Below are 26667 nucleotides of genomic sequence, written 5' to 3' on the forward strand. Positions count from 1 at the left end.
CGCTGTAGCGGGAGCGGGACTTGAACCCGCGACACCACGATTATGAGCCGTGTGCTCTAACCACCTGAGCTACCCCGCCGCGCGTTCTTCGCAGGTCTGGCCTGCGGGGAACGGAGCCCCCTGTGGGAATCGGACCCACTACCTCTTCCTTACCAAGGAAGTGCTCTACCAATGAGCTAAGGGGGCGCACCTGCGGGTCTGCCAGCCCCTCTCGGGGCGTGCCCGCGATTTGGCACCGTTAGACGATAGCACCTCCGCGGAGCGTCGATGACCGCGGGGGACGCGCCCCCGCGGCCGCCCGTCTGCGGCTACGCCCGGCTCGCCTCGTCGAGCGCGGCGAGCTCCTCGGCGCTCAGCTCGAGGAAGGCCGAGGCGATCAGCGCCGGCAGCTGCTCCATCACGCGGGCGCTGGCGATCGGCGCGACCACTCCGGGCTGCGAGCGGAGCCACGCGAGCGCCACCGTCGCCACCTCGGCGCCGTGCGCCTCCGCCGCCGCGTCGAGCGCCGCCAGCACCCGGCGGCCGCGGCCGTCGAGGTAGCGGGAGGCGCCGTCGGCGCGCGGACCCTCGGGCGTCGATCCGTCGCGGTACTTGCCGGTCAGGAATCCTGACGCCAGGGCGGAGTAGGGGACGACGGCCAGCCCCGCCTCGCGGGCGAGGGGCAGCAGGTCGGCCTCGATCCCGCGCTCCACGAGGTTGTAGTGCGGCTGCAGCGCGACGGGCGAGTGCAGGCCCTCCTCGCCCGCGATGCGCAGCCACTCCGCGACGCGCTCGGCGCTGAAGTTCGACACTCCGATCGCGCGGACGAGGCCCTGGTCCACGAGCTCGGAGAACACGGCGGCGATGTCGGCCATCGGCACGGCCTCGTCGTCGAAGTGGGCGTAGTAGAGGTCGATCCGGTCGGTCGCGAGGCGCTCGAGGGAGGCGCGGGCGGCCGCGCGCACGGTGTCGGGCGCGAGGCCGGTGAACTGCGGGTGGCGGCCCGCCTTCGTCGCGATCACCACGTCGTCCCGGTCCCCCGAGCGCTGCGCGAGCCACTCGCCGATGATCGTCTCGGACTCGCCGCCCGTGTTGCCCGGGACCCAGGCGGAGTAGGCGTCGGCGGTGTCGATGAAGTCGCCGCCCGCGGCCGTGTAGCCGTCGAGGACGTCGAAGGAGGTCTGCCGGCCCGCGGTCCAGCCGAAGACGTTGCCGCCGAGCGAGAGCGGGAAGACGTCGATGCCGGAGTCGCCGAGCGGCGAGCGGGTGACGGAGGAGGATGCTGCGCTGTCGATGCTCATACCCCGATTCAAGACCCGCTCCCCGCCGTGATCGATCCCCCTCCCGCGCATGCGCGGCAAGGACTCAGGCTCTCAGCGCCGCGGGTAGTCGGCGTAGGCGAAGCGCGTCGAGTCCGGCGCCCAGCCGGAGACGTTGATCGTCCCCTGCCCGCCGTGGAGGCGCTCCAGCACGCGGCCGGGCTCGAGCGTCGAGCGCCCGGGGAGGTCGAGCAGCCGCAGCTCGACGTCGACGTTCTCGGGGTGCCCGGCCGTCCCCTCCGGATAGGCGAGGTAGAGCAGGTGCGCGCCGTCGGGCGACTCGTGCGGGAACCAGTCGACCGTGTCCGACTCGACCAGGCGGGAGAGCGCGGAGCCGTCGAGGCCGATGCGGAACAGCTGCGCCCCTCCTCCGGCCCGCTCGGAGTTGAAGACGAGGGTGCGGCCGTCGGCCGAGACGTCGACGCCGTCGTCCGCCGGCTCGTCGTCGGTCAGGGCGGTGAGCGCGCCTCCTGCGGCCGGCATCGTGTAGACGTCGGTCCGCCACCGCCCGGAGGCGTCGCCGCCGCCGATCAGCGCGAGGGTCGCGCCGTCGGGCGAGACGCCGTGCAGGTAGTGCTTGAAGCGCGCGCCCTCGCGCTCGGCGGTCAGACGGCGGGCGGGGGCGGAGCCGTCGAGCTCGACGGCGTAGAGGTGCCCGTCGCGCGCCGAGACGTAGGAGAGCCCGCCGGACGGGGCGAGCACGTGGTCGTTGTTGAGCTCGGCCGGCACCCCGTCGAGCGGGATCGGCTCGAGCACGGCCGCCCCCTCGAGCGGCAGCCGGAAGAGGCCGCCGTCGCCGTTCACGATCAGGGCGGAGCCGTCCGGAGTCCAGTTCGGCGCCTCCACGAGGACGGAGTCGGACTCGAAGACGGTCGTCGACTCCCCCGTCGCGAGGTCGTGGACGCGGAGTCGGCAGAGCTGGTCGGGGAGGAGCGAGCGGGCCATGCTCCCCACGGTAGGGCCCTGGCGGATCACGACGGGGCCGTCAAGCCTTCGCGCACTCAGGTTCCGCGGGAGGGCGCTCCGATATTCTTGACCGACTTATGCGCTGGGTACACCTTGGGAGGAACATGTGATGCTCCTCATCCTCGTGATCTCGTTCGCGATCGCCGTGGTGACCCCCTGGCTGGTGGACCGGTTCGGGCCGAAGACGTTCTACGCGCTGGCGCTGATCCCGGCCGCGAGCTTCGTCGCCACCGCGACCGCCCTGCCGACGATCCTCGACGGCGGCGAGATCCGCGAGTCCGTGCCGTGGATCCCCGCGCTCGACATCGCCCTCTCCTTCCGCCTGGACGCGCTCTCGATCGTCCTCGCCCTCGTGGTCAGCGGAGTCGGCGCCCTGGTCCTCGCCTACTGCGCGACGTACTTCAGCCGCGACGAGCCCTCGCTGGGCCGGTTCGCAGCGCTCCTGTCCGCGTTCGCCGGAGTGATGTACGGGCTGGTCACGGCCGACGACGTGATCATCCTCTTCGTCTTCTGGGAGGCGACGAGCGTCCTCTCCTACCTCCTCATCGGCCACTACAGCGGGCGCAAGGAGAGCCGGGGTGCCGGGCTCCAGGCGCTCCTGGTCACGACTCTCGGCGGGCTGGCAATGCTGGTCGGGATCATCGTCCTGATCGTGCAGGCCGGTACCACCAGCCTCTCCGGGATCGTCGCCGCCGCCCCCTCCGGCCCGATCGTGTCGACGGCCCTGGTGCTGGTGCTGCTCGGCGCGTTCTCGAAGTCGGCCCTGGTGCCGTTCCACTTCTGGCTGCCGGCCGCGATGGCCGCTCCCACGCCGGTCAGCGCCTACCTGCACGCCGCCGCGATGGTGAAGGCCGGCATCTACCTCGTCGCGCGCCTCGCGCCGGGCTTCGCCGACGACTCCGTCTGGCTGCCCGTGGTGGTGAGCGTCGGAGTCTGGACCATGCTCGTCGGCGGCTGGCGCTCGCTCCGGCAGTACGACCTCAAGCTCGTGCTGGCCTACGGCACCGTCAGCCAGCTCGGCTTCCTGACCGTCGCCGTCGGCTTCGGCTCGCGCGACGCCGCGCTGGCCGGACTGACCCTGCTCGTCGCCCACGCTCTCTTCAAGGCGCTGCTCTTCCTCACCGTCGGCATCGTCGACCACCGCGCCGGCACGCGCGACCTCCGCAAGCTCAGCGGCCTGGGACGGCAGGCGCCGGTGCTCGCGAGCGCCGCCCTCGTCGGCGTGCTGTCGATGGCGGGCATCCCGCCGCTGCTGGGCTTCGTCGCCAAGGAGGCCGTGTTCACGAGCCTGATCTCGGCGATCGAGCAGGGCTCGTTCTGGGCCTGGGTCGCGCTGGTCGGCCTCGTCCTCGGCTCGATCCTCACCGTGGCCTACTCCGCGCGCTTCTTCTGGGGCGCCTTCGCCCGGAAGAAGGGGCTCGAGGACACGCACCTGCACGCCGAGCCGTGGACCTTCACCGCCGCCCCGGTGCTGCTGGCCGCCGCCAGCGTGATCGGCGGGATCGCCGCCTCCGTGCTCGACCCGCTCGTCGCCGTCTACGCGGACACCCTCCCCTACGCCGCCCCGGACGCCGACCCGGAGCTCGCCGCCGCCGCGGAGGCCTCCGACCACGGCGGCTACCACCTCGCGCTCTGGCACGGCTTCGAGCCCGCGCTGGCACTCAGCGCCCTCGTGATCGCCGTCGGACTACTGCTCTTCGCCAAGCGCGTCGCCGTCGCGCGCGCGCAGTCGATGCTGCCCAACCGGATCGACTCGGCCGAGGGCTACTGGGCCACCGTCCGCTGGCTCGACCGCGTCGCCAGCACGGTCACTGAGTCCGTCCAGCGCGGCTCGCTCCCCCGCTACCTGACGGTGATCTTCGCGGTCTTCGTCCTCGGCGTCGGCGGTGCGGCCGCCCTCAACCGCACCTGGCCGGGCGATCTCGTCTTCTGGGACAGCCCGGGCCAGCTCGCGGTCGCGGCCGTGATGATCCTCGCGGCGGTGCTGTGCGCGATCGCCCGCAACCGCGTCGCCGCCGTGCTGCTGGCCGGCGCCACCGGCTACGGGATGGTGGCCCTCTTCGCCCTGCAGGGTGCACCGGACCTCGCCCTCACCCAGGCGCTCATCGAGACGGTGACCCTCGTGGTCTTCGTCCTGGTGCTGCGCCGCCTCCCGACCCGCATCGCCGCGAAGCACCAGCCGATGCGCAAGCGCCTGCGCGCCGTCATCGGCATCGCGGTCGGAGCGGTCATGGCCCTCGCCGCCACCATCGCCCTCGGCGCCCGGACCGCGACGCCGATCTCGGCCGAGCTGCCCCGCCTCGCCTACGAGGAGGGCAAGGGCCGCAACATCGTCAACGTCCTGCTCGTCGACATCCGCGCCTGGGACACGATGGGCGAGATCTCGGTCCTCGTCGTGGTCGCCACCGGCGTCGCGAGCCTGATCTTCCTCTCCAGCCGGGCCGGAGGCGCTCCCCGCCTCGAGTCGCAGAGCGCCGACGACCGCCGCGAGCGCGCGATGGACCTGACCACCTCCTCCGCCGACGCCGAGCGCGACGGCGACCGCGGCTCCTGGCTCGTCGCCGGGCGCACGCTCCGGCCGGAGAACCGCTCGATCGTGCTCGAGGTGCTGGTGCGCCTGCTCTTCCACCCCGCGATGATCGTGTCGGTCTACCTGCTCTTCACCGGACACAACACCCCGGGCGGAGGCTTCGCGGGCGGCCTGCTCGCCGGTCTCGCCCTCGTCGCGCGCTACCTCGCCGGCGGCCGCTTCGAGCTCGGCGAGGCCGCGCCGATCGACGCGGGCAAGGTCCTCGGACTCGGCCTCTTCTTCGCCGTCGGCACCGCCGTCTCCTCCCTCGCCTTCGGCCTCGAGGTCCTCGAGTCGAGCTGGCTCGACCTCGAGGTGCCGGTGCTGGGCGAGCTCCACCTGGGCACGTCCACCCTCTTCGACATCGGGGTGTACCTGATCGTGATCGGCCTCGCCCTCGACATCCTCCGCAGCCTCGGCGGCGAGGTCGACCGCCACGGCGAGGAGGCCGAGCAGGGCTCCCCCTCGGGCGACGGCGTCACGCACTCGACGGACAGCACCCCCGGCCCCGGCCAGGGCACGGTCGACGGGCTCGAGACCTCGCTCCCCACCGGCTCCACGGTCGTCGGCGGACCGGGCAGGGGGGACGGCGCATGAGCATCACCCTCGTCCTCGTCGTCGTGATGGCGGTGATGTACGCGGCGGGCGTCTACCAGATGCTCGAGCGCAGCCTCACCCGCATCCTGATCGGGTTCCTGCTCGTCGGGAACGCGACCAACATCCTCATCCTGCTGATGGCCGGCCGCTCGGGCATCGCGCCGTTCGTCACCGACGACGGGCGCTCCTACGAGCAGATCGCCGCCGAGATGGCCGACCCGCTGCCGCAGGCGCTGATCCTCACCGCGATCGTGATCACCTTCGGGGTGTCCGCCTTCCTCCTCGCGATGATCTACCGGCGCTGGCGCCTCGCCAACGCCGACCAGGTGGAGGACGACGAGACCGACGCCTCCGTCCGCGAGGACGCGGCGGGCATCTCGGCCCAGACCACCGCCGACGACCGGGCGCTCGACGTCCTGCTCGAGTCCAGCGACGAGGGCACCGCCGCCAAGCACGGGGAGAGCGCCATGACCGACGACAGGAAGGAGGACCGATGAACGCCCTGATCCCGCTCGTCGTCACCCTGCCCCTCCTGGGAGCGGCCGTCGCGCTGATCCTCGGACGCCACCGGCGCGCGCAGATCACCGTGAACATCGTGACGCTCTCGAGCGTTCTGGTGATCTCCTCGGTGATGCTCGTGCTGGTCCTCACCGGCGACGGAGGCGGCAGCGCCGTCTACGTGGGCGGCTGGGAGCCGCCGTGGGGCATCGTGCTGGTCGTCGATCCGCTCGCCGCGCTGATGCTCGTGATCACCTCGATCACCCTGCTGGGCGTCCTGCTGTTCTCGGTCGGCCAGGGCCTCGTCGACGGCAACCGCGAGACGCCGGTCACGATCTTCCACCCGACCTACCTGATCCTCTCGGCGGGCATCCTCAACGCCTTCGTCGCGGGCGACCTCTTCAACCTCTACGTCGGCTTCGAGATCCTGCTGGCCGCGAGCTACGTGCTGATCACCCTGGGCGGCACCGCGCCGCGGATCCGCGCCGGCACGACCTACGTGGTCGTCAGCCTGGTCTCGAGCGTGTTCTTCCTCTCGGCCATCGGCCTGCTCTACGGCGCCACCGGCACGGTCAACATGGCGCAGCTCTCGATCCGCATCGCCGAGCTCCCCGCCGACGTGCAGCTGGTGCTCCACGTGGTGCTGCTGCTCGGTTTCGGCATCAAGGCGGCCGTGTTCCCCCTGTCGTTCTGGCTCCCGGACTCGTACCCCACGGCTCCGGCGCCGGTCACCGCCGTCTTCGCCGGACTCCTCACCAAGGTCGGCGTGTACGCGCTGATCCGCACCGAGACCCTGCTCTTCCCCGGCGGGAGGCTGAGCGAAGTGCTGCTGGTGGTGGCGCTGCTGACGCTGATCGTCGGCATCCTCGGTGCGGTCGCGCAGGCCGACATCAAGCGGATGCTGTCCTTCACGCTGGTCTCGCACATCGGCTACATGGTCTTCGGGATCGCCGTGGGCACCCCGGCCGGCTACGCGGCGACGATCTTCTACGTCATCCACCACATCACGGTGCAGACGACGCTCTTCCTCGCGACCGGCCTGATCGAGCGCGTCGGCGGTACCACCTCGATCCTGCGCCTCGGCGGGCTGCTCAAGGCCTCGCCGCTGCTGGCGCTGCTCTACTTCATCCCCGCGATGAACCTCGGCGGGATCCCGCCGTTCACCGGCTTCCTCGGCAAGGTGGGGCTCTTCGTCGCCGGCACGGAGGCGGCCGTCGACCAGCCGTCGTGGCTGATCTGGGCCGTCATCGCCGCCGGAGCCGTCACCTCGCTCCTGACCCTCTACGCCGTCGCGCGCGTCTGGAACATGGTCTTCTGGCGCAGGCAGGAGGAGGTGCCCGGCTACGAGTCGCCCCTGATCGACCAGCTGCAGGAGGACCCCCACGACACGGGCAGCATCCGCACCCGCCACTCGCCGCCGATGATGGTGCTCGCCACCGCGGGGATGGTCGTGGTCGGCGTCGTGCTGACCGTCGGCGCCGGTCCCCTCTACGACGCGAGCGAGCGAGCGGCGAGCGCGGTCGCCGACCCCGCGACCTACATCGCGACCGTCTACCGCGACTCGTCCTTCGGAGAGGAGGGGCCGCGATGAGCCCCCGCCGCCGCGTCGACATCTGGAACCGCGTCGCGATGTTCGTGACCCTCGTCGGCATCTGGGTGCTGCTCTGGGACGACGTCTCGGTGCTGTCGATCGTCACCGGCTTCCTGGTCGCCCTGCTGATCACCCGGGTGTTCTACCTGCCGCCGGTCGAGTTCTCGAACCGCATCAACCCGTGGTTCGTGCTCCTCTTCCTCCTGCGCCTGCTGGCCGACATCGCGGTGGCCTCGGTGCGGGTGTCCTGGCAGATCCTGACCCTGCCGGTCCCGGTGCACAACGCCATCGTCGCCGTGCACCTGCGCAGCCGCTCCGAGGGGATGCTCGTCTGGACGACGGAGGCCGTCTCGCTCGTCCCGGGCTCCCTCGTGATCGACGTGGACCCGCAGCTGAACGTCCTCTACCTGCACGTGCTCGGCGTGACCCACGACGAGGGCGAGCGGATCGACGAGGTGCGCCGGACGGTCCTCCGGACGGAAGCGCGCATCGTCCGGGCCATCGGCTCCCGCGAGGACGTGCAGCGCGTGAATCGGCCGATCGAGGCCGGATCGGGGGTGGTCCGGTGATCGACTGGCTGATCTGGATCCTGGTGCCGGTCTTCGGCGCCGCCTGCCTGCTCGCGCTCGTGCGGATCCTCCGCGGTCCGTCCGTGCTCGACCGGGTCGTCGCGGCCGACGTGCTCGTCGCGACGATCATCTGCGGGATCGGCGCCGAGATGGCGGTCAACCACCACGCGCGGACCCTGCCCGTCGCGCTCGGGCTCGCGCTGTTCGCCGTCTTCGGATCGATCAGCGTCGCCAAGTTCATGGCCAACCGCGAGGAGGACTGACATGGACCTGTTCTTCGACGTGCTCACCGCTGTGCTGCTGCTGGTCGGCGCCCTGCTCTCGCTGCTGGCCGCGATCGGCTTGATGCGGTTCGACGACCTGCTCTCCCGGATGCACGCGGGCACGAAGCCGCAGGTGCTCGGACTGATCTGCGTGATGCTCGCGGTCGCCATCCGGAACCCCGGCTTCGCCGCCGCGGGGACCATCGTGCTGGTGATCGGCTTCCAGCTGCTGACCGTGCCCGTCTCGGCGCACATGGTCGGCCGGGCGGCCTACCGGGCCGAGGCCGTCTCTCCCGGGTACCTCGTCGCCGACGAGCTCGCGGAGGCGGTCACCCGCGCCGACGAGCAGGCCCGCGCGACCGGGCCCGAGACCGCGCACGCGTCCGAGGAGCGGGCGCGCACCTCCTCCGCGCCCCCGCCCGAGGACGAGGACGGCCCGGCCGCGACCGCCTAGGCGACGAGGACGAGCTGCACGGCGGAGGCCCCGGTCATGCTGCGCAGCGCGAATCCGCCGATCGCGAGGGTGACGGCGACCAGGCCGCCGACCAGCAGCACCAGCAGCGGCACCACCCACAGCAGCGCCCGTCGGCGTCGGGCTCGGGCCTCGTCCGGCGTCTCATCGATCACCCGTCGACTGTACGGGACGGCGGAGGGTGTGCCCCCGGCGCCCCTGAGCCGCCCGATAAACTCGACCCCATGACCCTGGACTCCGCTCTCTCCGGCGCGCCCGAGAACTCCCCCGGCCCCGACTCCGAGGCCGAGCACCGCCGGGCAGCCGAGTGGTGGCGCACCGCCGTCATCTACCAGATCTACCCGCGCTCCTTCGCGGACGCGGACGGCGACGGCATCGGCGACCTGCCCGGCATCGCCTCGCGCCTCGAGAGCCTCGCCGAGCTCGGCGTCGACGCGATCTGGCTCTCGCCCTTCATGACCTCGCCGCAGAAGGACGCGGGCTACGACGTCGCCGACTACTGCGACGTCGATCCGCTCTTCGGCACCCTCGCCGACTTCGACGCGATGCTCGCCCGCGCTCACGCCCTGGGCATCCGGATCATCGTCGACCTCGTCCCCAACCACTCCTCCAGCGCCCACCGCTGGTTCCAGGAGGCGCTCGCCGCTCCCGCGGGCAGCGCCGAGCGGGCGCGCTACCTGTTCCGTGACGGCCGGGGCGAGTCGGGCGAGCTGCCCCCGAACAACTGGGAGTCGGTCTTCGGCGGCCCCGCGTGGACCCGCGTCATGGAGCCCGACGGCTCGGCCGGCCAGTGGTACCTGCACCTCTTCGACACCTCGCAGCCCGACTTCGACTGGACGAACGAGTGGGTGCGCGAGCGCTTCCGGGAGGTCCTCCGCTTCTGGCTCGACCGCGGCGTCGACGGCTTCCGCGTCGACGTCGCGCACGGGATGATCAAGGCCGAGGGGCTGCCCGACTACACGCCGCCCGCCGACAGCGGGTCGATGGGCGGAGTCGCTCCCGCCGACGGCGAGGAGCCCGCCACCGCCCCCTACTGGGCGCAGGACGGCGTCCACGAGATCTACCGCGACTGGCACTCCCTGCTCGCCGAGTACCCGGACGACCGCGTGCTCTGCGCCGAGGCGTGGGTGCAGCCCCTCTCCAAGCTCGCCCGCTGGGTCCGCCCCGACGAGATGCACCAGGCCTTCAACTTCGCCTACCTCGAGACCCCGTGGAGCGCACCCGCCCTCCGCGACATCATCGACTCCTCCGTCGAGGCCTTCGCCGCCGTCGGCGCCCCGTCGACGTGGGTGCTGTCGAACCACGACGTCGTGCGCCACGCGAGCCGCCTGGCCCTGACGTCCGACAACCCGCAGGGCTACGGCATCGGCCCGCGCACGCCCGGACTCCCCGACCCCGTCCTGGGGCTGCGCCGCGCTCGTGCCGCGACCGCCCTCATGCTCGCGCTCCCCGGCTCCGCCTACGTCTACCAGGGCGAGGAGCTCGGGCTCCCCGAGGCGATCGACCTGCCGGACTCGGCGCGTCAGGACCCGACCTGGTTCCGCACCGGCGGCGAGCGCTACGGCCGCGACGGCTGCCGGGTGCCGATCCCGTGGGAGGCGGACGCGCCCGCGTACGGCTTCAGCGGCTCCGGCGACTCCTGGCTGCCGCAGCCCGGCGACTGGGCGCCGCTCGCCCGCGACCGCCAGCGCGGTCTCGAGGGCTCGACGCTCGAGCTGTACCGGTCCCTGCTCGCGGTGCGCCGCGCCGAGGACCTGGGCTCCGGCGCCGTCGAGTGGCTCGAGGGCTACCCGGAGGACGTCGTGGCGTTCCGCAACGGAACGGTCACGGTGATCGCGAACCTCGGCGAGGCTCCGGTCGAGCTGCCCGTCGGCTCCGTGGTGCTGTCCTCGGAGGAGCTGCACGAGCCGGCGCTGCCGGCCGACACCACGGTCTGGCTGCGCGCGGAGTAGCGGGCCGCGGGGTCCGCCCGGCGACTCCCGCGTCCCGCCGCCGGGTCAGCGCCCGGCGTTGGCCTTGAGCCAGAGGTAGGAGTCGACCTTCGTCACGCCGTCGAGGCGGATCTCGAAGTGCAGGTGCGGGCCGGTCGACATGCCGGTCGTGCCCACCAGGCCGAGCAGCTGGCCGACCTTCACCGGGTCGCCCTCGTTCACGGCCGCCGAGCCGTGCTGCATGTGCGCGTACACGCTCGAGACGAGCTGCCCGTCGATCTCGTGGTCGACGATCACGTGCACGCCGAGCGAGCCCTCGCCGTCGATGACCGTGCGCACGACGCCGTCGGCGATCGCTTGGATGGGCGAGCCGTCGCCCGGGTTGAAGTCGGTGCCGCCGTGGTTCACCGAGCAGCCCGCGCAGTTGCGGTAGCCGAAGCGGTCGCCCACCGGCACGCCGACGGCGAAGGGCCACTGGATCGACGCGTTCGGGTCGTTCGTGAAGCCTGTGTCGGAGGTGCGGACGATGTCGGCGACGTTGGTCTGCGTCTTGCGCTCCTGCACGCCGAAGCCGTCGCGGGCGACCGTCTCGGCGCTGACCTCGCCGGCGACGAACGACTGCGCGCCGCGGCGGGCGTCGGCGCCGAAGGGGGTCGAGAGGCTCTGCGCCTGCACGTCCTCCGCGGTCAGGAGCGATGTGGCCGGCAGAGAGGTCGCCGCCACGATGGCCGCGACGAAGGAGAGGGCGACGAGTCCGCCGACCCGGGCCCGGCGCACGGGCCGGAGCGGCGTCGCGCGCGGAGCGGGGACGGGGGCCGGGGCGCTGCGGACCGAGGCGACGCGGCGCTCCGCTTCGCGCAGCTGCTCCGCCGTGGGAGCCGCGAGGAGGTCGTCGGAGCCGCTCGCGAGCGAGACGTCGGAGGCGAGGGCCAGAGCGCGCTCGCGCTCGCGGAGCTCGCGACGGGAGAGGGGTGGAGTCGATTCGCCGGGGGTCGATGCAGGGGCAGCGGGGGCGGGCGAATCGGGGCTCACGAAATCGATGTCTTCCGTCGGGGGCAGGGGACGAGCGGGCCTCCAGGGAGAGGCACCGCTCGGTTCCGTGAGCGCAGCCTGTGCGAACATCACGAATTCATAAAGGATAACCACGGCCGGCGGGATCCGGCCAGAGGCCGCCGCGCACAGGCGCGATCGGGGCACGACCCGCGGCGAGCCCCGGCGGGATCCTGCGCCGATCCGCCTCTCGGCGCACGGAATCCCTGTCGGCCCGGCCTGGGAGAGCGGTTACACCTCGTCCGCGCGCAGGCGGCGCAGCAGATCCTCCAGCTCGGCGAAGAGAGGATCCGGTGCCGCGATGAGCAGGCCGGAGCCGAAGGGCGCGCCGTCGAGTCCCGCGACCCGCGCGCCCGCCTCCTCGGCGATGAGGGCGCCCGCAGCGAGGTCCCACGGGTTCAGGCCCCGCTCGTAGTACGCGTTCAGCTGCCCGGTGGCCACCGAGCACAGGTCGAGCGCCGCCGAGCCGATGCGGCGGATGTCGCGGACCGAGCCCAGGAGCTCCTGCACCACGGCGCCCTGGCGCATCCGGCGGCCCGCGTCGTAGCCGAAGCCGGTGCCGACCAGCGCGAGCGAGAGGGAGGAGGGAGCCGAGACCTGCAGCGCGACTCCGTCCCGCTCGGCTCCCCCGCCTCGGCTGGCCGTGGTCACCTCGCCCGTCGCTCCGTTCACGACCGCGCCGGCGAGCGCGGTCCAGGTCGCGGGATCCGGCTCCCCCTCCACCACAGCGATGCTGACCGCGTAGGAGGGGATGCCGTAGAGGTAGTTGACGGTCCCGTCGATCGGATCGACGACCCAGGTCAGCCCGCTCGTGCCGCCCCCCGACCCCGACTCCTCGCCGAGGAAGCCGTCGTCCGGACGCGCCTCGGCCAGGCGCCGGCGGATCAGCTCCTCGACCTCCCGGTCCGCGGCCGTCACCACGTCCTCCGGGGACGACTTCGACGCGGCGATCTCGACACCGTCCTGCCGCCGCTGGCGGGCGAGGTGCGCCGCCTCGACGGCGATCGAGCGGGCGATGGCGAGGAGGGGGGCGTTGTCGCTCATGGCCCCAGCCTAGGGATCGGGCCCATCATGGGGGGATGAGCACCCCTATCGCCCTCACGGGAGCCACCGGAGCCGTGGGCGGTCGCGTCGCGCGCGAGCTCGCCGACGCCGGTCACGCCCTCCGCCTGCTGGTCCGCGACCCGTCCCGCGCGCCCGAGCTCCCCGGGGCCGAGGTGGTGCGCTCCTCCTTCGCCGACGCGGGCGACTCGCTCGAGGGCGTGCGCCTCCTCCTGATGGTCTCCGCCTCCGAGAACGAAGAGCGCCGCGCCGAGCACCTCGCGTTCGTCGGTGCAGCCGCCGCCGCGGGTATCGAGCACGTCGTCTACACCTCCTTCGCCGGAGCCGCACCCGACGCGGTCTTCACCCTCGCCCGAGACCACGCGGCCACCGAGGACGCGATCCGCCGCTCGGGCATGGGCTGGACGTTCCTCCGCGACAACCTCTACCTCGACTTCCTGCCCGCGATGCTCGGCGAGGACGGCGCGATCCGCGGACCCGCGGGAACGGGCCGGGCCGCCGTCGTCGCGCGCGAGGATGTGGCCCGCTCGGCCGCGGCTGTCCTCCGCTCCCCCTCCGAGCACCGCGGAGCCGCCTACGAGCTGACCGGGCCCGAGGCCCTCACCCTCGACGAGGTCGCGGCGACCCTGACGGCGGCGGGCCGCCCCGCCGTGTACGTCGACGAGACCCTCGGGGAGGCGTACGCGTCACGCCGCCGCTGGAACGCACCGGGCTGGCAGCTGGACGCCTGGGTCAGCACCTACTCCGCGATCGCCGCCGGACAGCTGGAGCACGTCTCGGGCGACGTCGAGCGGCTGACCGGACGGCCGCCGCTCTCCCTCGCGGGGTTCCTGGAGCAGGAGGCGCGGGGCTGAGGCGACGGCGCGGGCCGGACCGGTGCTCCCCCGGAAAGGCACTCCGCCGGAACGGCGATCCCCCGACATGCGGAACGCCCCGCGCATCTCGTGATGCCGGGGCGTCTGCTGGATGTTCCTGCTCGGTGGCGAGTGAGGGATTCGAACCCCCGAAGGCTACGCCGTCTGATTTACAGTCAGATCCCTTTGGCCGCTAGGGTAACTCGCCGTGGCGCACCCGACCGCGTGTTCACAACCGGAGGCGCTCAGCAAGGATACCCACGCGACCGGCGGATCGGAAATCGGTGCCGCGCGGCCTCAGTCCGCCTCCGCCGCGTAGCGGGACGCCGCCTCCGCGACCTTCCCCGCGTAGCTCCCGGCCGGGTTGTAGGCCGCGATCGCCGCCCGCCATCCCGACTCCGTCGAGAGGTCGCCGCCGGCGTCGCAGAGGTACCGGGCGGCGGTCACCGCCTGCTGGTCCACGTTCTGCGGATCCCATCCGCTCGACGCCCACGCCATCCACGTCGCCGGGATGATCTGCAGCGGACCCATCGCCCGGTCGACCTCGGCGTCGCCGTCCAGAGCCCCGCCGTCGTTGTCGGGGACCCGGTCGAAGCGCGCTCCGTCCAGGCGCGGACCGTAGATCGGCTCCGTCGGCCGCCCGTCCTCGCCCAGCTCGCCGCCGTCGATCGTGCCGTGCCTGCTCTCGACGTAGCCGATGCCGGCCAGGGTCGCCCAGTCCAACCGGCAGTCGGGGTCGACCGACGCCGTGAGGAGGGCCGTGCCCGCGTAGGCGGTGAGCGCACGCAGCGGGATGCCGCTCCCCTCGGACGCCGTGCCCAGCCACGCCTCGTCGGCGAGCAGTCGCACCGGCGTCGCCGCGGCCTGCTCGGGATCCTCCAGCACGACGGGGTCGGCCGCGACGGGAGCGGTCGCCGCGGGAGGGACGGTGGACAGGCCCTCCTCGACCGTCAGCGCGGGCGGCCGCTGGCCGCAGCCGGCCAGGAGGAGGCCGGCGAGCGGGACGAGGACGAGAACGGGGAGGCGGCGCACCCCTCAGAGGTACCAGCCGCGCCTGGGGCCGGGCTCCGCCACGCCTGAAAGCTAAACTCGGAGCCATGGCAGATTCAACGTTCGACGTCGTCAGCAAGATCGACAAGATGGAGGCGGACAACGCCCTGAACCAGGCCCACAAGGAGGTCGAGCAGCGCTACGACTTCAAGAACGTCGGCGCCTCTATCGCCTGGAGCGGCGAGAAGATCCTGATCAAGGCCAACACCGAGGAGCGGGCGAACGCCATCCTCGACGTCTTCCAGTCGAAGCTGATCAAGCGCGGCATCAGCCTCAAGAGCCTCGACGCGGGCGAGCCCTTCGCGTCCGGCAAGGAGTACCGGATCGAGGCCACCCTCAAGGAGGGCATCGACCAGGAGCACGCGAAGAAGATCAACAAGCTCATCCGCGACGAGGCGCCGAAGTCGGTCAAGTCGCAGATCCAGGGCGACGAGCTCCGCGTCTCCTCGAAGAGCCGCGACGACCTCCAGGCGACCATGGCGCTCCTGCGCGGAGCCGACCTCGAGCTCGACCTCCAGTTCGTCAACTTCCGCTGAGGAATGACGCACACGGGAGCACGCGCGTGACCGCCGGAATCGACGACCCCGACCGGCGGGGCCGCACCGGACTCGATAGGGACGGGCTCGACCTCGTCGGGAACCCCGACGTCGTCGTGAAGGAGGTCACCCTCCTCTCGAGCGACTGGTACGTCCTCCGCACCACCCGCTTCGACTACCGGCACCGCGACGGCAGCTGGACGAGCGAGCAGCGCGAGACGTACGACCGGGGGAACGGCGCGGCGGTCCTGCTCTACGACGCCGACGCGCGCACCGTCGTCCTGATCCGGCAGTTCCGCTACCCCGCGTACGTGAACGGCGACCTCGACGGGATGCTCCTCGAAGTGCCCGCCGGTCTCCTGGACGAGGACGGGCCCGAGGAGGGCGCCCGCCGCGAGGCGTCCGAGGAGACCGGACTCGAGGTCGGCCGGCTCGAGCACGTGTTCGACGCGTTCATGAGCCCTGGCTCGGTCACCGAGAAGCTGCACTTCTACGCCGGCCGCTACCGCGCGGGCACCCGCAGCGGAGCGTTCGCGGGACTCGCCGACGAGGGCGAGGACATCGAGGTACTCGAGCTCTCGTTCGACGAGGCGCTGACCCAGATCGGCGTGCAGATCGTCGACGCGAAGACGATCATGCTCCTGCAGTGGGCGGCCCTGTCCGGGCCGTTCTCGCGCTGACGCGCGAGCGTCGCGGCTGCGGACGCGTCAGCGCGCGTACTCGGCGAGGGCGCGTCCGGTCAGCGTGTCCGCCGCCGCGAGCCCGACCGGAGTCCCCTCGAAGACGATCGTCCCTCCGTCGTGCCCGGCTCCGGGCCCCACGTCGATGATCCAGTCCGCGTGCGCCATCAGGGCGCGGTGGTGCTCGATCACCACGACCGAGTTCCCGGAGTCGACCAGCCGGTCGAGCAGTCCGAGCAGCGTGTCGACGTCCGCGAGGTGCAGGCCCGTGGTCGGCTCGTCGAGCAGGTAGACGGATCCGGACGAGGCCATGTTGATCGCGAGCTTGAGGCGCTGACGCTCGCCCCCGGACAGCGTGTTCAGCGGCTGTCCGAGCGTGAGGTAGCCGAGACCGACGTCGACGAGACGGGCGAGCACCGTGTGCGCCGGTCCGCTCGCGAAGAACTCCGCGGCGTCGACGATCGGCATCGAGAGCACCTCGTGGATGTTCCTCCCGCGGAGGCGGTACTCGAGCACCTCAGCGGTGAACCGCTTGCCGTCGCACTCCTCGCAGACCGACGAGACCGTCGCGGCGGGGCCCAGCTCGGTGAAGATCATCCCGGCCCCCTTGCAGACGGGGCAGGCGCCTGCCGAGTTCGCGCTGAAGAGCGCCGGTCTCACACCGTTCGCCTTCGCGAAGGCCGCCCGGATCGCGTCGAGGACCCCGGTGTAGGTCGCCGGATTGCTGCGCCGCGAGCCGCGGATCGGCGACTGGTCGGCCACCACCACGCCGGGCCGACCCGCGAGCGAGCCGTGCAGGAGCGACGACTTCCCCGACCCTGCGACTCCGGTGACGACGGTCAGCACGCCCAGCGGGACGTCCACGTCGACGCCGCGGAGGTTGTGCGTGGAGGCCCCGCGGATCTCCACCGCCCCGGTCGGACGGCGCACGGCCTCCTTCAGCGGGACGCGGTGACCGAGATGACGGCCCGTCAGGGTGTCGGACGTGCGCAGCTGCGCCACCGTCCCCTCGAACCGCAGCTCGCCGCCGTGCGCACCGGCCCTCGGACCGAGGTCGACCACGTGATCGGCGATCTCGATGATCTCCGGCTTGTGCTCGACCACCAGGACGGTGTTGCCCTTGTCCCGCAGGCGGCGCAGCAGCTCGATCATCCGCGAGACGTCGTGCGGATGCAGACCCGCCGTCGGCTCGTCGAAGACGTACGTCACGTCCGTGAGGCTCGATCCCAGATGCCGCACCATCTTGACCCGCTGCGCCTCACCGCCCGAGAGGGTGCCCGACTCCCGATCGAGCGACAGGTAGCCCAGCCCGACCTGGACGAGGGCGTCGAGCGTCCCGAGGAGGGTCTCGACGATAGGAGCGACGGACGGCGCCTGCAGCCCGCGGAGCCACGCGGCGAGGTCGGTCGCCTGCAGCGCGGCGCACTCGGCGATGTTCCGGCCCCCGATGCGCGACTCCAGTGCCGCGCGGGTGAGCCGGCCGCCTCCGCACTCGGGACAGGCGGCGAAGGTGGCCACCCGCTCGGCGAAGGCGCGGATGTGCGGCTGCGCCGCCTCCTTCGCCAGGTAGAGGCGGGTGACCTTCACCAGGAGGCCCTCGTAGGTCATCGTCATCCCGGCGATGGCCATCTTCGTGGCCGGACGGTGGAGGAACGCGTCCATCTGCTCGGGCGTGAAGTCGGCGATCGGCACATCGGCCGGATAGAGGCCCGACTCGGCGAGGCCCTTCCAGTACCAGCCGCCGACGACGAAGTTGGGGATCGCGTCGAGAGCGCCGCCCTCGAGCGACTTCGAGCGGTCGATCAGCGCGTCGAGGTCGATGCTCGACACCCGGCCCGTCCCCTCGCACCGCGGGCACATCCCCTCCGGCAGGTTGAAGGAGAACGCACCGCTCGTGCCCGCGTGCGGATCGCCGATCCGGCTGAAGAGGATCCGCAGCATCGTGTACGCGTCGGTCGCCGTGCCGACCGTGGACCGGCCGTTCGACCCCATCCGCTCCTGGTCGACGACGATCGTGGCCGACAGTCCGTCGAGCGACTCCACGTCCGGGCGGGCCGGCGACCCCATGAACTGCTGCACGAAGGCGGAGTAGGTCTCGTTGATGAGGCGCTGGGACTCGGCCGCGATGGTGCCGAAGACGAGCGACGACTTGCCGGAGCCCGAGACCCCGGTGAACACGGTGATCCTCCGCTTCGGGATGTCGACGTCGATCCCCCGGAGGTTGTTCTGGCGCGCACCGCGCACCCGGATGACGTCGTGGGGCGAGGCCGTGGTCATGCTGTCTCCGTCCAGAGCGGTGCCCGAATCCTAGAGGAGGTGCGCGGCGTCCGCGCCGGAACGACGAACGGCCCCCCGGAGTGCACCGGAGGGCCGTTCGGAGAGCACGCGTCAGAGCGCGACCGGCTCCGCCCGCGAGATCGCGATCATGTCCTCGCGAGGAACGACCTTCACGCGCGCACGGCCCTCGGGCTCGCCGAGCGCCATCTCGTGCTCGTCCAGCCGGTGCCAGCCGTCGAGATCCGTGTAGGCGATCTCCCGCTCCTCGAGCAGGGCGACCACGGCCGCCTCCTCGGGGTGCTCGGGCGTCCACCAGGACGCCTGGTCGTTGAGCACGTGCGCAACGGTCTCCATGGCGTCGGACTTGGTGTGCCCGATGAGGCCCACCGGTCCGCGCTTGATCCAGCCGGTCGCGTAGACGCCGTGGACCTGCTGGTCCTCGTCGTCCAGGACCTGGCCCTCGCGGTTCGGGATCACGCCGCGCATCTCGTCGAACGGGAGGCCGTCGAGCGGCGAGCCGAAGTAGCCGACCGCGCGGTACACGGCCTGCACCGGGACCTCGCGGATCTCACCCGTGCCGCGCACTCCGCCCTCGCCGTCCGGCTCGGTGCGCTCGTACCGGATCGCGCCGACCCGACCGGATCCGTCGTCCACGAACTCGAGCGGCTTCGCCCAGAAGTGCAGGTGGAGACGACGCGAGGCGCTCCCGACCTCACGGGTGCGCCACTGGTTGAGCACCCGGTTGATGACCATGACCTGCTTGTTGGTCGCGATGGCGGCCTCCGAAGCGGGATCGAGGTCGAAGTCCTCGTCGGCGACGATCATCTCGACGTCGCGCAGCTCGCCCAGCTCGCGCAGCTCCAGCGGCGTGAACTTCACCTGAGCGGGACCGCGGCGCCCGAAGACGTGCACGTCGGTGACAGGAGACGCCTTCAGCCCCTCGTAGACGTTCGGCGGGACCTCGGTGGGCAGGAGGTCCTCGGCGTGCTTCGCCAGCATCCGCGAGACGTCGAGCGCGACGTTGCCGTTGCCGATGACAGCGACGGAGGACGCCTCCAGCGGCCAGGTGCGCGACACGTCGGGGTGGCCGTCGAACCAGCTGACGAAGTCGGCCGCACCGTAGGAGCCCTCGAGCTCGACACCCGGGACGTCGAGCGGAGCGTCCCGAACGGCGCCGGTCGCGAAGATCACGGCGTGGTAGTGCCGCTTGAGATCCTCGAGCGTGATGTCGGTCCCGAAGTGCACGTTGCCGAAGATGCGGATGTCGCCCCGGTCGAGCACCTCCCGCAGCGCGGTGATGATCCCCTTGATGCGCGGGTGATCGGGCGCGACGCCGTAGCGGACCAGGCCGTAGGGCGCGGGCAGGTGCTCGAACAGATCGATCGAGACGTCGTACTTCTTCTCGGCCTTGATCATGAGGTCGGCGGCGTAGATGCCCGCGGGACCCGCGCCGACGATGGCCAGCCTGAGCTTGGTCATTGCGTTCCTCCTGCCGGGGCGCCGCAGCGCACAACCGGTCTCATTCCTGCGGCGCAGGGCGCGCCGCGACGATCGGGGTCAGCCGTTGCGCTCGACGACGGTGTCGGCGAAGCGCGTCAGCGCCTTGCGGACGGAGCCGTCGGGCAGCGGAGCGAGGGCGGCGACGGCCTCGTCGGCCCACCGGTGGGCCTCGGCGAGGGTCTGCGCGGTGACGTCGTGATCGCGCAGCTGAGCGATGGCGTCCGAGATGTCGGCGCTCTGCTCCTCCGTGTGCGCGATGGCGTCGTTCGAGCGGCTCACATAGCTCTCGATGCGGGCGAGGAGAGCCGCGGCCTCCCTATCGGAGGAGGCGCGCTCGCGCAGGCGCAGGATCGGCAGCGTCGACACGCCGGCGCGGATGTCCGTGCCGGGGTTCTTGCCGGTCTCCTCCGGCTGGGGAGAGAGGTCGATGACGTCGTCGACGATCTGGAAGGCGACGCCGATCTTCTCGCCGAAGACGCGCATGGCCTCCTCGTACTCCTCCGGAGCCTCCGAGAACGCGACTCCCGTGCGGCCCGCCGCGGCGATCAGGGACCCGGTCTTGTCGGCCAGGACGGACAGGTAGTGCTCGACCGGGTCCTCGCCGTCGGTCGGGCCGACCGTCTCGTGCAGCTGCCCGAGGACGAGCCGCTCGAACGTGTCGGCCTGGAGCCGGATCGCCTTGTCTCCGAGCTCGACCATCAGCTGGTTCGCGCGGGCGAAGAGCAGATCGCCCGTCAGGATGGCCACGTTGTTGCCCCACACGGTCTGCGCCGACGGGACGCCGCGGCGCTTCTCCGCCTCGTCCATGACGTCGTCGTGGTAGAGCGATGCGAGATGCGTGATCTCGATCGCCTGCGCACCGAGCAGGACCTGCGGCGTGTTGCCGCGGCCCAGCGACGCGGCCAGGAGGGTGAGCATCGGGCGCACACGCTTGCCGCCCGCCTCGAGGAGGTACCGGGTGGAGACATCGGCCACAGCGTCCGCGAAGGACAGCTGCCGGACGAGACCCTCCTCGACCTGCTCCAGACCCGCGTCGATCGCGCGGGCGAGAGCCCGGTCCGACGAGGAGGAGAAGATGCGCTCGGAGAGGCCGAGCTGCGCCGTCAGAGACGGGCTGCGACGGGCGACGGGCGCAGTGGCGTTCACAGGGAAACCCTAACGTCTCGGCCTGTGCGGACCCCGGTCGTCATCGGGTCGCCGCGATCGGCTTGACGCCGCGGTGCAGCGCCACGATGCCAGCGGTCAGATCGCGGTAGGCCACGCGCTCGAAGCCCGCCGCGCGGAGCCAGGCGGCGACGACGCTCTGCTCCGGCCAGGCCCGGATGGAATCGCCGAGATAGTCGTACGCAGGATTGTTCGACGACGCGAGGCGCACGACGGCGGGCATGACCGTCGACAGGTAGAAGTCGTACGCGGCGGCCAGCGGAGCGATCGGCGGAGTCGAGAACTCGCAGATCACGACCCGGCCGCCGGGCTTCAGCACACGCAGGAACTCGGCGAGCGCCGTCCTCGGCTCGGCCACGTTGCGCAGACCGAACGAGATGGTCACGGCGTCGAACGACTCGTCCTCGAACGGGAGGTCCATCGCGTCGGCCTGGACGAACTCGATCCGGTCGTTGCCCGCCTGACGGCGACGGCCGACGGCGATCATCCCCGGGGAGAAGTCGGCTGCGACGACCTGGGCGCCCGACCGCGCCAGCGACGCGCTCGACGTTCCGGTGCCGGCCGCGATGTCGAGGATGCGCTCACCGGGAGCAGGGTTGACGGCGCGAGTCGTCGCGATCCGCCAGAGCCGGTCGTTCCCCACCGAGAGGAGTCCGTTCACCAGGTCGTAGGCGGGAGCCACGGTGTCGAACATCGAGGCGACCTCGTCGGGCCGTTTGGTGAGGTCTGCCTTCGTCACGATCCGCAAGTCTACGGCGAGACGAGGGACGGCGGCTGTGCATCCGCCGTCCCGCGCCCGGTCGGCGCGCTCCCCCCTGGGGAAGCGCCGGGACCGCCCCGCTCCGCCTCGCGCGGCGGCCCCGGACCGGATCACGGTAGCAACGGAGCCCTGCGCCCCGAGCCCCGCGGCATGGGACGTCCCATCCTCTGGCGCGGGCGTACCCTGCTGAGGTGACGCTCATCGGCGCTGGAACCCCCCTGCTGCGTGCGGAGACGACTCCACTGGACTCTCCGCCGTCGCTCCTCTCCCACTCCGACCCGAGGCGGCCCCTCCTCTGGCAGCGCGACGGCGCCGGGCTCAGCGGACGCGGGGAGGCCCTGCGCCTCGAGTTCTCGGGCCCGGAACGGCTGCGGGAGGCGGCGGCGGCCTGGCGGCGGCTCTGCGACGCGGCGACGGTGGAGGACCGGGTCGGACTGCCCGGGACGGGGCTGGTCGCGTTCGGGACCTTCGCTTTCTCGAGCCGATCCGAGGCGACGAGCGTGCTGATCGTGCCGCGCACCGTGATCGGGACGCGCGACGGCCGGTCATGGCTGACGCGGATCACGATCGGCGAGGCGGAGAGACCGTATACGCCGAGCGAGGAGCCGCTGGGGGCGGAGTACCACGTGCCGCTCTCGCCGGGTGCGCTGCCGCCGGACGGGTACCGCGCGGCGGTCGCTGCCGCGGTGGAGACGATCCGGGCGGGTGAGCTGTCCAAGGTCGTGATCGCGCGCGATCTGCAGGGGCGGCTCCCGCCGGGGGCGGACCTGCGTCGGATGCTGGGTGCGCTCACCGAGCGCTACCCGGACTGCTGGGGCTTCGCCGTGGACGGATTCCTCGGCGCCAGTCCGGAGACGCTGGTCGCGGTCGATCGGGGCGAGATCTCGGCGAGGGTGTTGGCCGGCACGGCCGCACGAGGCGAGGATCCCCTCGCCGACGCGGACGTGGAGGCCGCTCTGCTCGAGAGTCCGAAGGACCGCTCGGAGCACGCTTTCGCTCTCGCCAGTCTGGTCCGGGAACTCGAGCCCCACACACGGGAGCTGACGGCGGGCGCCGCCCCGTTCACGCTCCGCCTGCCGAATCTCTGGCACCTCGCGACGGACGTGCGAGGAATTCTGGGCGACTCCTCCACCGCGCTCGATCTCGTCGATGCTCTTCACCCGACCGCGGCAGTGGCCGGCACTCCGACCGCCGACGCCCTTGCGCTCATCGAGCACCTGGAGCCCTTCGACCGCGGTCGGTACGCAGGACCCGTCGGCTGGATCGACGGCAACGGCGACGGCGAGTGGGCCGTCGGACTCCGTAGCGCCGAGGTCACGGCCGAGGGCGCGGTCACGGCCTGGGCGGGCGCCGGCATCGTGGCCGACAGCGTTCCCGAGTCCGAGCTCGCCGAGACCCGCATGAAGTTCCGCCCGATCACCGACGCTCTGGCCTGACGCACGTCGGGAATCGTTGAAGCCGTCGGCTACCCGCCGCTTACCCCGCCCGGTCCCCGTCGAGCCGGGGAACCCCCGGCCGTCGTCCTGCGCCCACCGGCGGTCGCCCGGGCAGCGCCGGCGGCCGGGTCGTCACGCGGCGGCCGGTCGGTGTGGTCCAGTCCGCTGTGCCGTCCGGATGGAGCAGATACGTCCAGCGGTCGCCGTGGCGCACGTGGTGGTGGGCGACGCACAGGGAGGCGAGGTTGTCGGGAGTCGTCTCTCCCCCGTTCCGCCATTCGACGCTGTGGTCGGTCTCCGTCGAGGACGCCGGCCGGATGCAGCCCGGGAAGCGGCACGTCTGGTCGCGGAGGCGGACCAGCAGCCTCATCCTCGGCGGCGGGAGGCGGTGGCGGCGCCCGACGGAGACGACCGCGCCGGTCTCCTCGTCGGTCAGCACGGGAGTGAAGGCGGCGGCGTCGTCGATGAGCGCTCGCACCGCCTCGGCGGGGATCGGCCCGTAGCCGTCGAGCTCGGCGGCCGCCTCGTCGTCACCCGCGGCGGTGCTCGCCGCCACGGTGACTCTCACCTCGGCCCGCAGCCCGATCGAGGGCGCCGCGGCTCCCTCCGGAGTGGTCCCCGCCACGTCCCCGTGGCAGAGCAGGTCGGCCCACGCGTCGGCGCGGAGCCGCGCCAGCGTCCGCAGATCGCGGTCCCCTTCGGCGCCGTCCCGCAGATCCCTCGCGATGCGGTCGAGCCGGGCGAGCGCTCCGACGGCCTCGGGCGCGGGGACGTGCGCGCAGACCGTCGCCATGCCGTCGATCCCGGCTGTCATCCACACCCGGCGGTCCTCGCGGGCGCGAGCGTGCCGCTCGGCGAGGGGCTCGTCGTGCAGCTCCTCCCGCACCCGCGCGAGGGCGTGGCGCAGCTGCCCCGGAGTCAGCGTCTCCGCGAGGTCGACGGCCCGGTCGTCGTAGGCCGCGCGCGCCGCTGCCGGGAGGGTCGCCGCGACGGAGCAGATGAGCTGGCCGGCCTCCCAGCGCATTCTGGCGTCGGCGAGCGCGGAGCGGGTCCGCGGCAGCTCCTCCATCAGGAGCGAGGCGTGCAGCAGCTCCCTGGCGGCGGTGCGCTCGGAGACCCCGAGGGCGACGGCGAACTCCGCTCGGATCGACCGTTCGACGAGGTCCGTCGCATCCTCGCTGTCCGCCGAGGAGCCTCGGGCGAACGCGTCGGGACAGGTCAGCGCCGCGCAGTGTCCCGCGTGCAGCGCCTCCGCCGCGGACAGGAGCACCGGGGAGGCGCTCCTCGCGAGCGCCGACGCCCGGTCGCCGAGGGCGAGGACCTCTCCTCGCACCGTCTCCGCATCAGCCATGCCTCCAGCGAAGCAGCAGCAGACGAGCTGCGGAGCTCGAACGAGGCATCCCCGGGAGAACAGCGTCCGACGACGACCTGTGGAGGACCGTCCGACCGGACCCGCGCGGACTCAGCGCTCGAGCCGGATCTCCACGATGCCCGGCCCGTCACCCGGCGAGGTCAGCGCCTGCTCCAGCTCGCCGCGCGTCGCCGCACGACGGTGGCCCCACCCGTAGGCGCGCGCGAGAGCCTCCAGATCGGCGTTCTGCGGGGTGAACTGCACGCGGTCGAACGCATCGGGATGCGAGCTCGATGCGACCTCGAGTCCGTCGAAGATCGTGCCGCCCCCGTCGTTCACGACGACGAGCTGCATGCGCGGGCGCCGTTCTCCGGGCGGGAGGAGGAGGCCGCCGGCCTCGTGGAGCAGAGTGAGATCGCCGAGGACCGCCCGGGTGACTCCGCCGGCTCCCTGCTCGGTCGCCTGCGAAGCCACCGCGATCCCGAGAGCCGTCGAGATCGTGCCGTCGATGCCGGCGAGGCCGCGGTTCGCCAGGACGGATATCCGCTTGCCCGGCAGGGCCCCGTCCGCGACGCGGATCAGCCGCGACGCTCCGAACAGCAGCCGGTCGTGCGGCCAGGTGACCTTCCAGACCGCGGCGACGACGAAGTCGCGGGTGAGCGGTGCCCTGATCGCGGCGAGGGCGTTGCGCGCGTAGCCGCGGCGGTCCTCGACCGACATCGACCCGGCGTCGGGGACCTCGTCCAGCTCGTCGGGGTCGACCGTCAGGGCGCGGCTCGCGGACACCCAGGATCCGGCCCAGGCGCGCTCGCCGCGCTCGGGACGCGGCGATCCCTCGGGGCGGACCACGTCGACGCCTCCGACGCGGCGGGCGCGCCGGCCGGGGTTGTAGAACTGCTCGCGCACGGCGTCCACGACGATCACCTCGACGTCCTCGCGCCGCAGCAGCTCGGGGACCTCGCGGGAGAGCGTCGGGTGTCCGAGCACGATCGCCCGGCGGATGCGTCCGCCGAAGTCGGGCTCGCCGAGCAGGCGCCGCCAGGCGACGACGAGCTGCGGTCCGAAGCGGGCGCCGGAGGAGACCTCGGCCAGCAGCGGCCAGTCGCCGGCGCGAGCGATCTCCTCGGCCGCGGCGCCCGCCTTGTCCCCGGCGATGACGACCGTGAGCGGCTCACCGGGACCGGCGGTCACGACGGCACGCGGGATCCCGGATCCGACAGCGGGCGACGAGACCGGTCCGATCCGCTCCATGTAGGGCAGAGCGGAGGAGAGCGGGTCGCGGAAGGAGAGGTTCAGGTGGACCGGCCCGCGTCGCGCCGCGGTGACGGCACGATCGGCGAGCGCCCGCGCGTCCTCGGGCCGGGAGCCGTCGTCTGGAGCAGCGACGTCCTCGAACAGCCGCACGGCACGCCCGTACAGCTCGCGCTGCTCGGCCGTCTGGTTCGAGCGGATGCCGCGCAGCTCGTCGGGCCGGTCGGCGGTCAGCACGATCATCGGCACGTCCGAGGCGTCCGCCTCGAGCACGGCCGGGTGCAGGTTCGCGGTCGCCGTGCCGGAGGTCGTGATCACGAGCGCCGGCATCCGGGATTCGAGGGCGAGGCCCAGCGCCAGGAACCCCGCGGAGCGCTCGTCGATCCGCACGTGCAGCCGGATGTCGCCGCGGGTCTCGAGCTCGGCCGCCACCAGGGCGAGCGCCTGCGAGCGGGAGCCCGGAGCGACGACGACGTCGCGGACGCCGAGCGCGACGAAGCGGGTGAGGAGGTCGACCGCGAATCGGGTGGAGGGGGCGACCGGCCGGTGCTCAGGCATCCCGGCGGCCGGGGCCGTCGGCCTCGCCCTGCTCGTCCATCTCGGCGAGGTCGCGCTCGAGCTGGGCGATGCGCTCGGCCTGCAGGCGCTCCTCCTCGGGGTCGCGCTCGGTGCGGAGGGTGCCGAGGAAGTCGGGGTCGTCGTCCGGAGCGGTGTAGCGGCGGCCGGCGGCGCGCTGCTTGCGAGGGCGGCCGATCCAGAACCACAGTCCCGCACCGATGACCGGGAGGATCAGCACCACCAGGAGCCAGGACCACTTCGGGATCGCCCGCACGGCGTGACGGTTGCTCATCGCGACGTCGATCACGGTGTAGACCGTGAAGACGGCGAGGGCCACGAGCAGGCCGATGACGAGGCGGATCATGGACACGAGTCTACGTCCGG

Annotated in this window: 24 protein-coding genes and 3 tRNA genes; 11 read left to right on the forward strand and 16 right to left on the reverse strand. The window is 72.4% G+C overall.

The features are described 5' to 3' along the window. Positions 1 to 5: 5 nt before the first annotated feature. The 4 genes from C5C74_RS02105 to C5C74_RS02120 all read right to left on the reverse strand — a co-directional run bounded on the left by C5C74_RS02105 (position 6) and on the right by C5C74_RS02120 (position 2243). Positions 6 to 79: transfer RNA gene (locus C5C74_RS02105), tRNA-Met, on the reverse strand. 35 nt (positions 80 to 114) lie between these two features. After that, positions 115 to 186: transfer RNA gene (locus C5C74_RS02110), tRNA-Thr, on the reverse strand. Between the two features lie 122 nt (positions 187 to 308). Further along, on the reverse strand, positions 309 to 1280 hold the full coding sequence (locus tag C5C74_RS02115; RefSeq protein ID WP_104350903.1) for an aldo/keto reductase: 972 nt from the start codon (positions 1278 to 1280) through the stop codon (positions 309 to 311). Positions 1281 to 1352: 72 nt separating this feature from the next. Next, a complete protein-coding gene (locus C5C74_RS02120) occupies positions 1353 to 2243 on the reverse strand; it encodes a PD40 domain-containing protein (protein WP_104350904.1) in 891 nt (296 codons plus the stop codon). A 130-nt stretch (positions 2244 to 2373) separates the two neighbouring features. On the opposite strand from C5C74_RS02120, the gene C5C74_RS02125 reads away from it, so the two are divergent. From C5C74_RS02125 to mnhG, 6 genes are read left to right on the forward strand one after another with little or no spacing between them, the layout of a single operon-like run. Further along, the gene (locus C5C74_RS02125) at positions 2374 to 5430 is read left to right on the forward strand and encodes a Na+/H+ antiporter subunit A (protein WP_104335860.1); all 3057 of its coding nucleotides are present in this window, start codon (positions 2374 to 2376) and stop codon (positions 5428 to 5430) included. Further along, on the forward strand, positions 5427 to 5927 hold the full coding sequence (locus C5C74_RS02130; RefSeq protein WP_104223614.1) for a Na(+)/H(+) antiporter subunit C: 501 nt from the start codon (positions 5427 to 5429) through the stop codon (positions 5925 to 5927). Before C5C74_RS02125 ends, C5C74_RS02130 begins: the two co-directional genes overlap by 4 nt. Further along, on the forward strand, positions 5924 to 7519 hold the full coding sequence (locus C5C74_RS02135) for a Na+/H+ antiporter subunit D (RefSeq protein ID WP_104319315.1): 1596 nt from the start codon (positions 5924 to 5926) through the stop codon (positions 7517 to 7519). Before C5C74_RS02130 ends, C5C74_RS02135 begins: the two co-directional genes overlap by 4 nt. Next, positions 7516 to 8088, forward strand: a complete 573-nt coding sequence (locus C5C74_RS02140) for a Na+/H+ antiporter subunit E (RefSeq protein WP_104234245.1) — start codon at positions 7516 to 7518, stop codon at positions 8086 to 8088. The genes C5C74_RS02135 and C5C74_RS02140 overlap by 4 nt, the downstream gene beginning before the upstream one ends. After that, the gene (locus C5C74_RS02145; RefSeq protein WP_308470711.1) at positions 8085 to 8351 is read left to right on the forward strand and encodes a monovalent cation/H+ antiporter complex subunit F; all 267 of its coding nucleotides are present in this window, start codon (positions 8085 to 8087) and stop codon (positions 8349 to 8351) included. Before C5C74_RS02140 ends, C5C74_RS02145 begins: the two co-directional genes overlap by 4 nt. 1 nt (position 8352) lies before the next feature. Then, a complete protein-coding gene (gene mnhG / locus C5C74_RS02150; protein WP_244229587.1) occupies positions 8353 to 8805 on the forward strand; it encodes a monovalent cation/H(+) antiporter subunit G in 453 nt (150 codons plus the stop codon). Here the strand turns inward: mnhG and C5C74_RS17240 are convergent. Beyond that, positions 8802 to 8978, reverse strand: a complete 177-nt coding sequence (locus C5C74_RS17240) for a hypothetical protein (protein WP_159939698.1) — start codon at positions 8976 to 8978, stop codon at positions 8802 to 8804. The two genes, mnhG and C5C74_RS17240, sit on opposite strands and share 4 nt — an antisense overlap. Positions 8979 to 9047: 69 nt before the next feature. On the opposite strand from C5C74_RS17240, the gene C5C74_RS02155 reads away from it, so the two are divergent. Continuing rightward, positions 9048 to 10775 (forward strand): glycoside hydrolase family 13 protein, encoded by a 1728-nt coding sequence (locus tag C5C74_RS02155; protein ID WP_104350905.1) that lies wholly within the window; start codon positions 9048 to 9050, stop codon positions 10773 to 10775. Positions 10776 to 10820: 45 nt separating this feature from the next. Here the strand turns inward: C5C74_RS02155 and C5C74_RS02160 are convergent, their stop codons facing one another. Continuing rightward, positions 10821 to 11786, reverse strand: a complete 966-nt coding sequence (locus tag C5C74_RS02160) for a M23 family metallopeptidase (protein ID WP_146076953.1) — start codon at positions 11784 to 11786, stop codon at positions 10821 to 10823. 249 nt (positions 11787 to 12035) lie between these two features. Continuing rightward, a complete protein-coding gene (locus C5C74_RS02165; RefSeq protein WP_104223609.1) occupies positions 12036 to 12848 on the reverse strand; it encodes an inositol monophosphatase family protein in 813 nt (270 codons plus the stop codon). A gap of 35 nt (positions 12849 to 12883) precedes the next feature. On the opposite strand from C5C74_RS02165, the gene C5C74_RS02170 reads away from it, so the two are divergent. After that, positions 12884 to 13720 carry an SDR family oxidoreductase gene (locus C5C74_RS02170; protein ID WP_104350906.1) on the forward strand — a complete coding sequence of 279 codons (837 nt, stop codon included), beginning with the start codon at positions 12884 to 12886 and terminating at the stop codon, positions 13718 to 13720. Positions 13721 to 13846: 126 nt separating this feature from the next. Here C5C74_RS02170 and C5C74_RS02175 read toward each other — a convergent pair. Both C5C74_RS02175 and C5C74_RS02180 read right to left on the reverse strand, forming a co-directional pair. Further along, a tRNA-Tyr gene (locus C5C74_RS02175) sits at positions 13847 to 13928 on the reverse strand. 89 nt (positions 13929 to 14017) lie between these two features. Beyond that, positions 14018 to 14752 carry a hypothetical protein gene (locus C5C74_RS02180; protein ID WP_104254843.1) on the reverse strand — a complete coding sequence of 245 codons (735 nt, stop codon included), beginning with the start codon at positions 14750 to 14752 and terminating at the stop codon, positions 14018 to 14020. A gap of 65 nt (positions 14753 to 14817) precedes the next feature. On the opposite strand from C5C74_RS02180, the gene C5C74_RS02185 reads away from it, so the two are divergent. After that, a complete protein-coding gene (locus C5C74_RS02185; protein WP_104223606.1) occupies positions 14818 to 15306 on the forward strand; it encodes a YajQ family cyclic di-GMP-binding protein in 489 nt (162 codons plus the stop codon). Positions 15307 to 15332: 26 nt separating this feature from the next. After that, positions 15333 to 15986 carry an NUDIX domain-containing protein gene (locus tag C5C74_RS02190; RefSeq protein WP_104233413.1) on the forward strand — a complete coding sequence of 218 codons (654 nt, stop codon included), beginning with the start codon at positions 15333 to 15335 and terminating at the stop codon, positions 15984 to 15986. Between the two features lie 27 nt (positions 15987 to 16013). On the opposite strand, the gene C5C74_RS02195 is transcribed toward C5C74_RS02190, so the two are convergent. The 4 genes from C5C74_RS02195 to ubiE form a co-directional block, all read right to left on the reverse strand. Further along, a complete protein-coding gene (locus C5C74_RS02195; RefSeq protein WP_104262959.1) occupies positions 16014 to 18263 on the reverse strand; it encodes an excinuclease ABC subunit UvrA in 2250 nt (749 codons plus the stop codon). A gap of 111 nt (positions 18264 to 18374) precedes the next feature. Continuing rightward, positions 18375 to 19742, reverse strand: a complete 1368-nt coding sequence (locus C5C74_RS02200; RefSeq protein WP_104350907.1) for an FAD-dependent oxidoreductase — start codon at positions 19740 to 19742, stop codon at positions 18375 to 18377. A 78-nt stretch (positions 19743 to 19820) separates the two neighbouring features. Beyond that, positions 19821 to 20909: a polyprenyl synthetase family protein gene (locus C5C74_RS02205; protein WP_104225905.1), complete on the reverse strand. Its 1089-nt coding sequence runs from the start codon at positions 20907 to 20909 to the stop codon at positions 19821 to 19823. A gap of 40 nt (positions 20910 to 20949) precedes the next feature. Continuing rightward, positions 20950 to 21666 carry a bifunctional demethylmenaquinone methyltransferase/2-methoxy-6-polyprenyl-1,4-benzoquinol methylase UbiE gene (ubiE, locus tag C5C74_RS02210; protein WP_104226060.1) on the reverse strand — a complete coding sequence of 239 codons (717 nt, stop codon included), beginning with the start codon at positions 21664 to 21666 and terminating at the stop codon, positions 20950 to 20952. 212 nt (positions 21667 to 21878) lie between these two features. Between ubiE and C5C74_RS02215 the strand changes: the two genes are divergently transcribed. Continuing rightward, positions 21879 to 23123, forward strand: a complete 1245-nt coding sequence (locus C5C74_RS02215) for an isochorismate synthase MenF (protein ID WP_374953275.1) — start codon at positions 21879 to 21881, stop codon at positions 23121 to 23123. A 40-nt stretch (positions 23124 to 23163) separates the two neighbouring features. Here the strand turns inward: C5C74_RS02215 and C5C74_RS02220 are convergent, their stop codons facing one another. The 3 genes from C5C74_RS02220 to C5C74_RS02230 all read right to left on the reverse strand — a co-directional run bounded on the left by C5C74_RS02220 (position 23164) and on the right by C5C74_RS02230 (position 26647). Continuing rightward, entirely contained in the window at positions 23164 to 24474 is a 1311-nt protein-coding gene (locus tag C5C74_RS02220; RefSeq protein ID WP_104350908.1) for an HNH endonuclease signature motif containing protein, read from the reverse strand. Between the two features lie 111 nt (positions 24475 to 24585). After that, the gene (gene menD / locus C5C74_RS02225; protein ID WP_104350909.1) at positions 24586 to 26283 is read right to left on the reverse strand and encodes a 2-succinyl-5-enolpyruvyl-6-hydroxy-3-cyclohexene-1-carboxylic-acid synthase; all 1698 of its coding nucleotides are present in this window, start codon (positions 26281 to 26283) and stop codon (positions 24586 to 24588) included. Then, positions 26276 to 26647: a PLD nuclease N-terminal domain-containing protein gene (locus tag C5C74_RS02230; protein ID WP_104262987.1), complete on the reverse strand. Its 372-nt coding sequence runs from the start codon at positions 26645 to 26647 to the stop codon at positions 26276 to 26278. Before C5C74_RS02230 ends, menD begins: the two co-directional genes overlap by 8 nt. Positions 26648 to 26667: the final 20 nt, after the last annotated feature.

It is taken from the genome of Rathayibacter sp. AY1E8, assembly GCF_002931415.1.
Lineage (GTDB): Bacteria > Actinomycetota > Actinomycetes > Actinomycetales > Microbacteriaceae > Rathayibacter.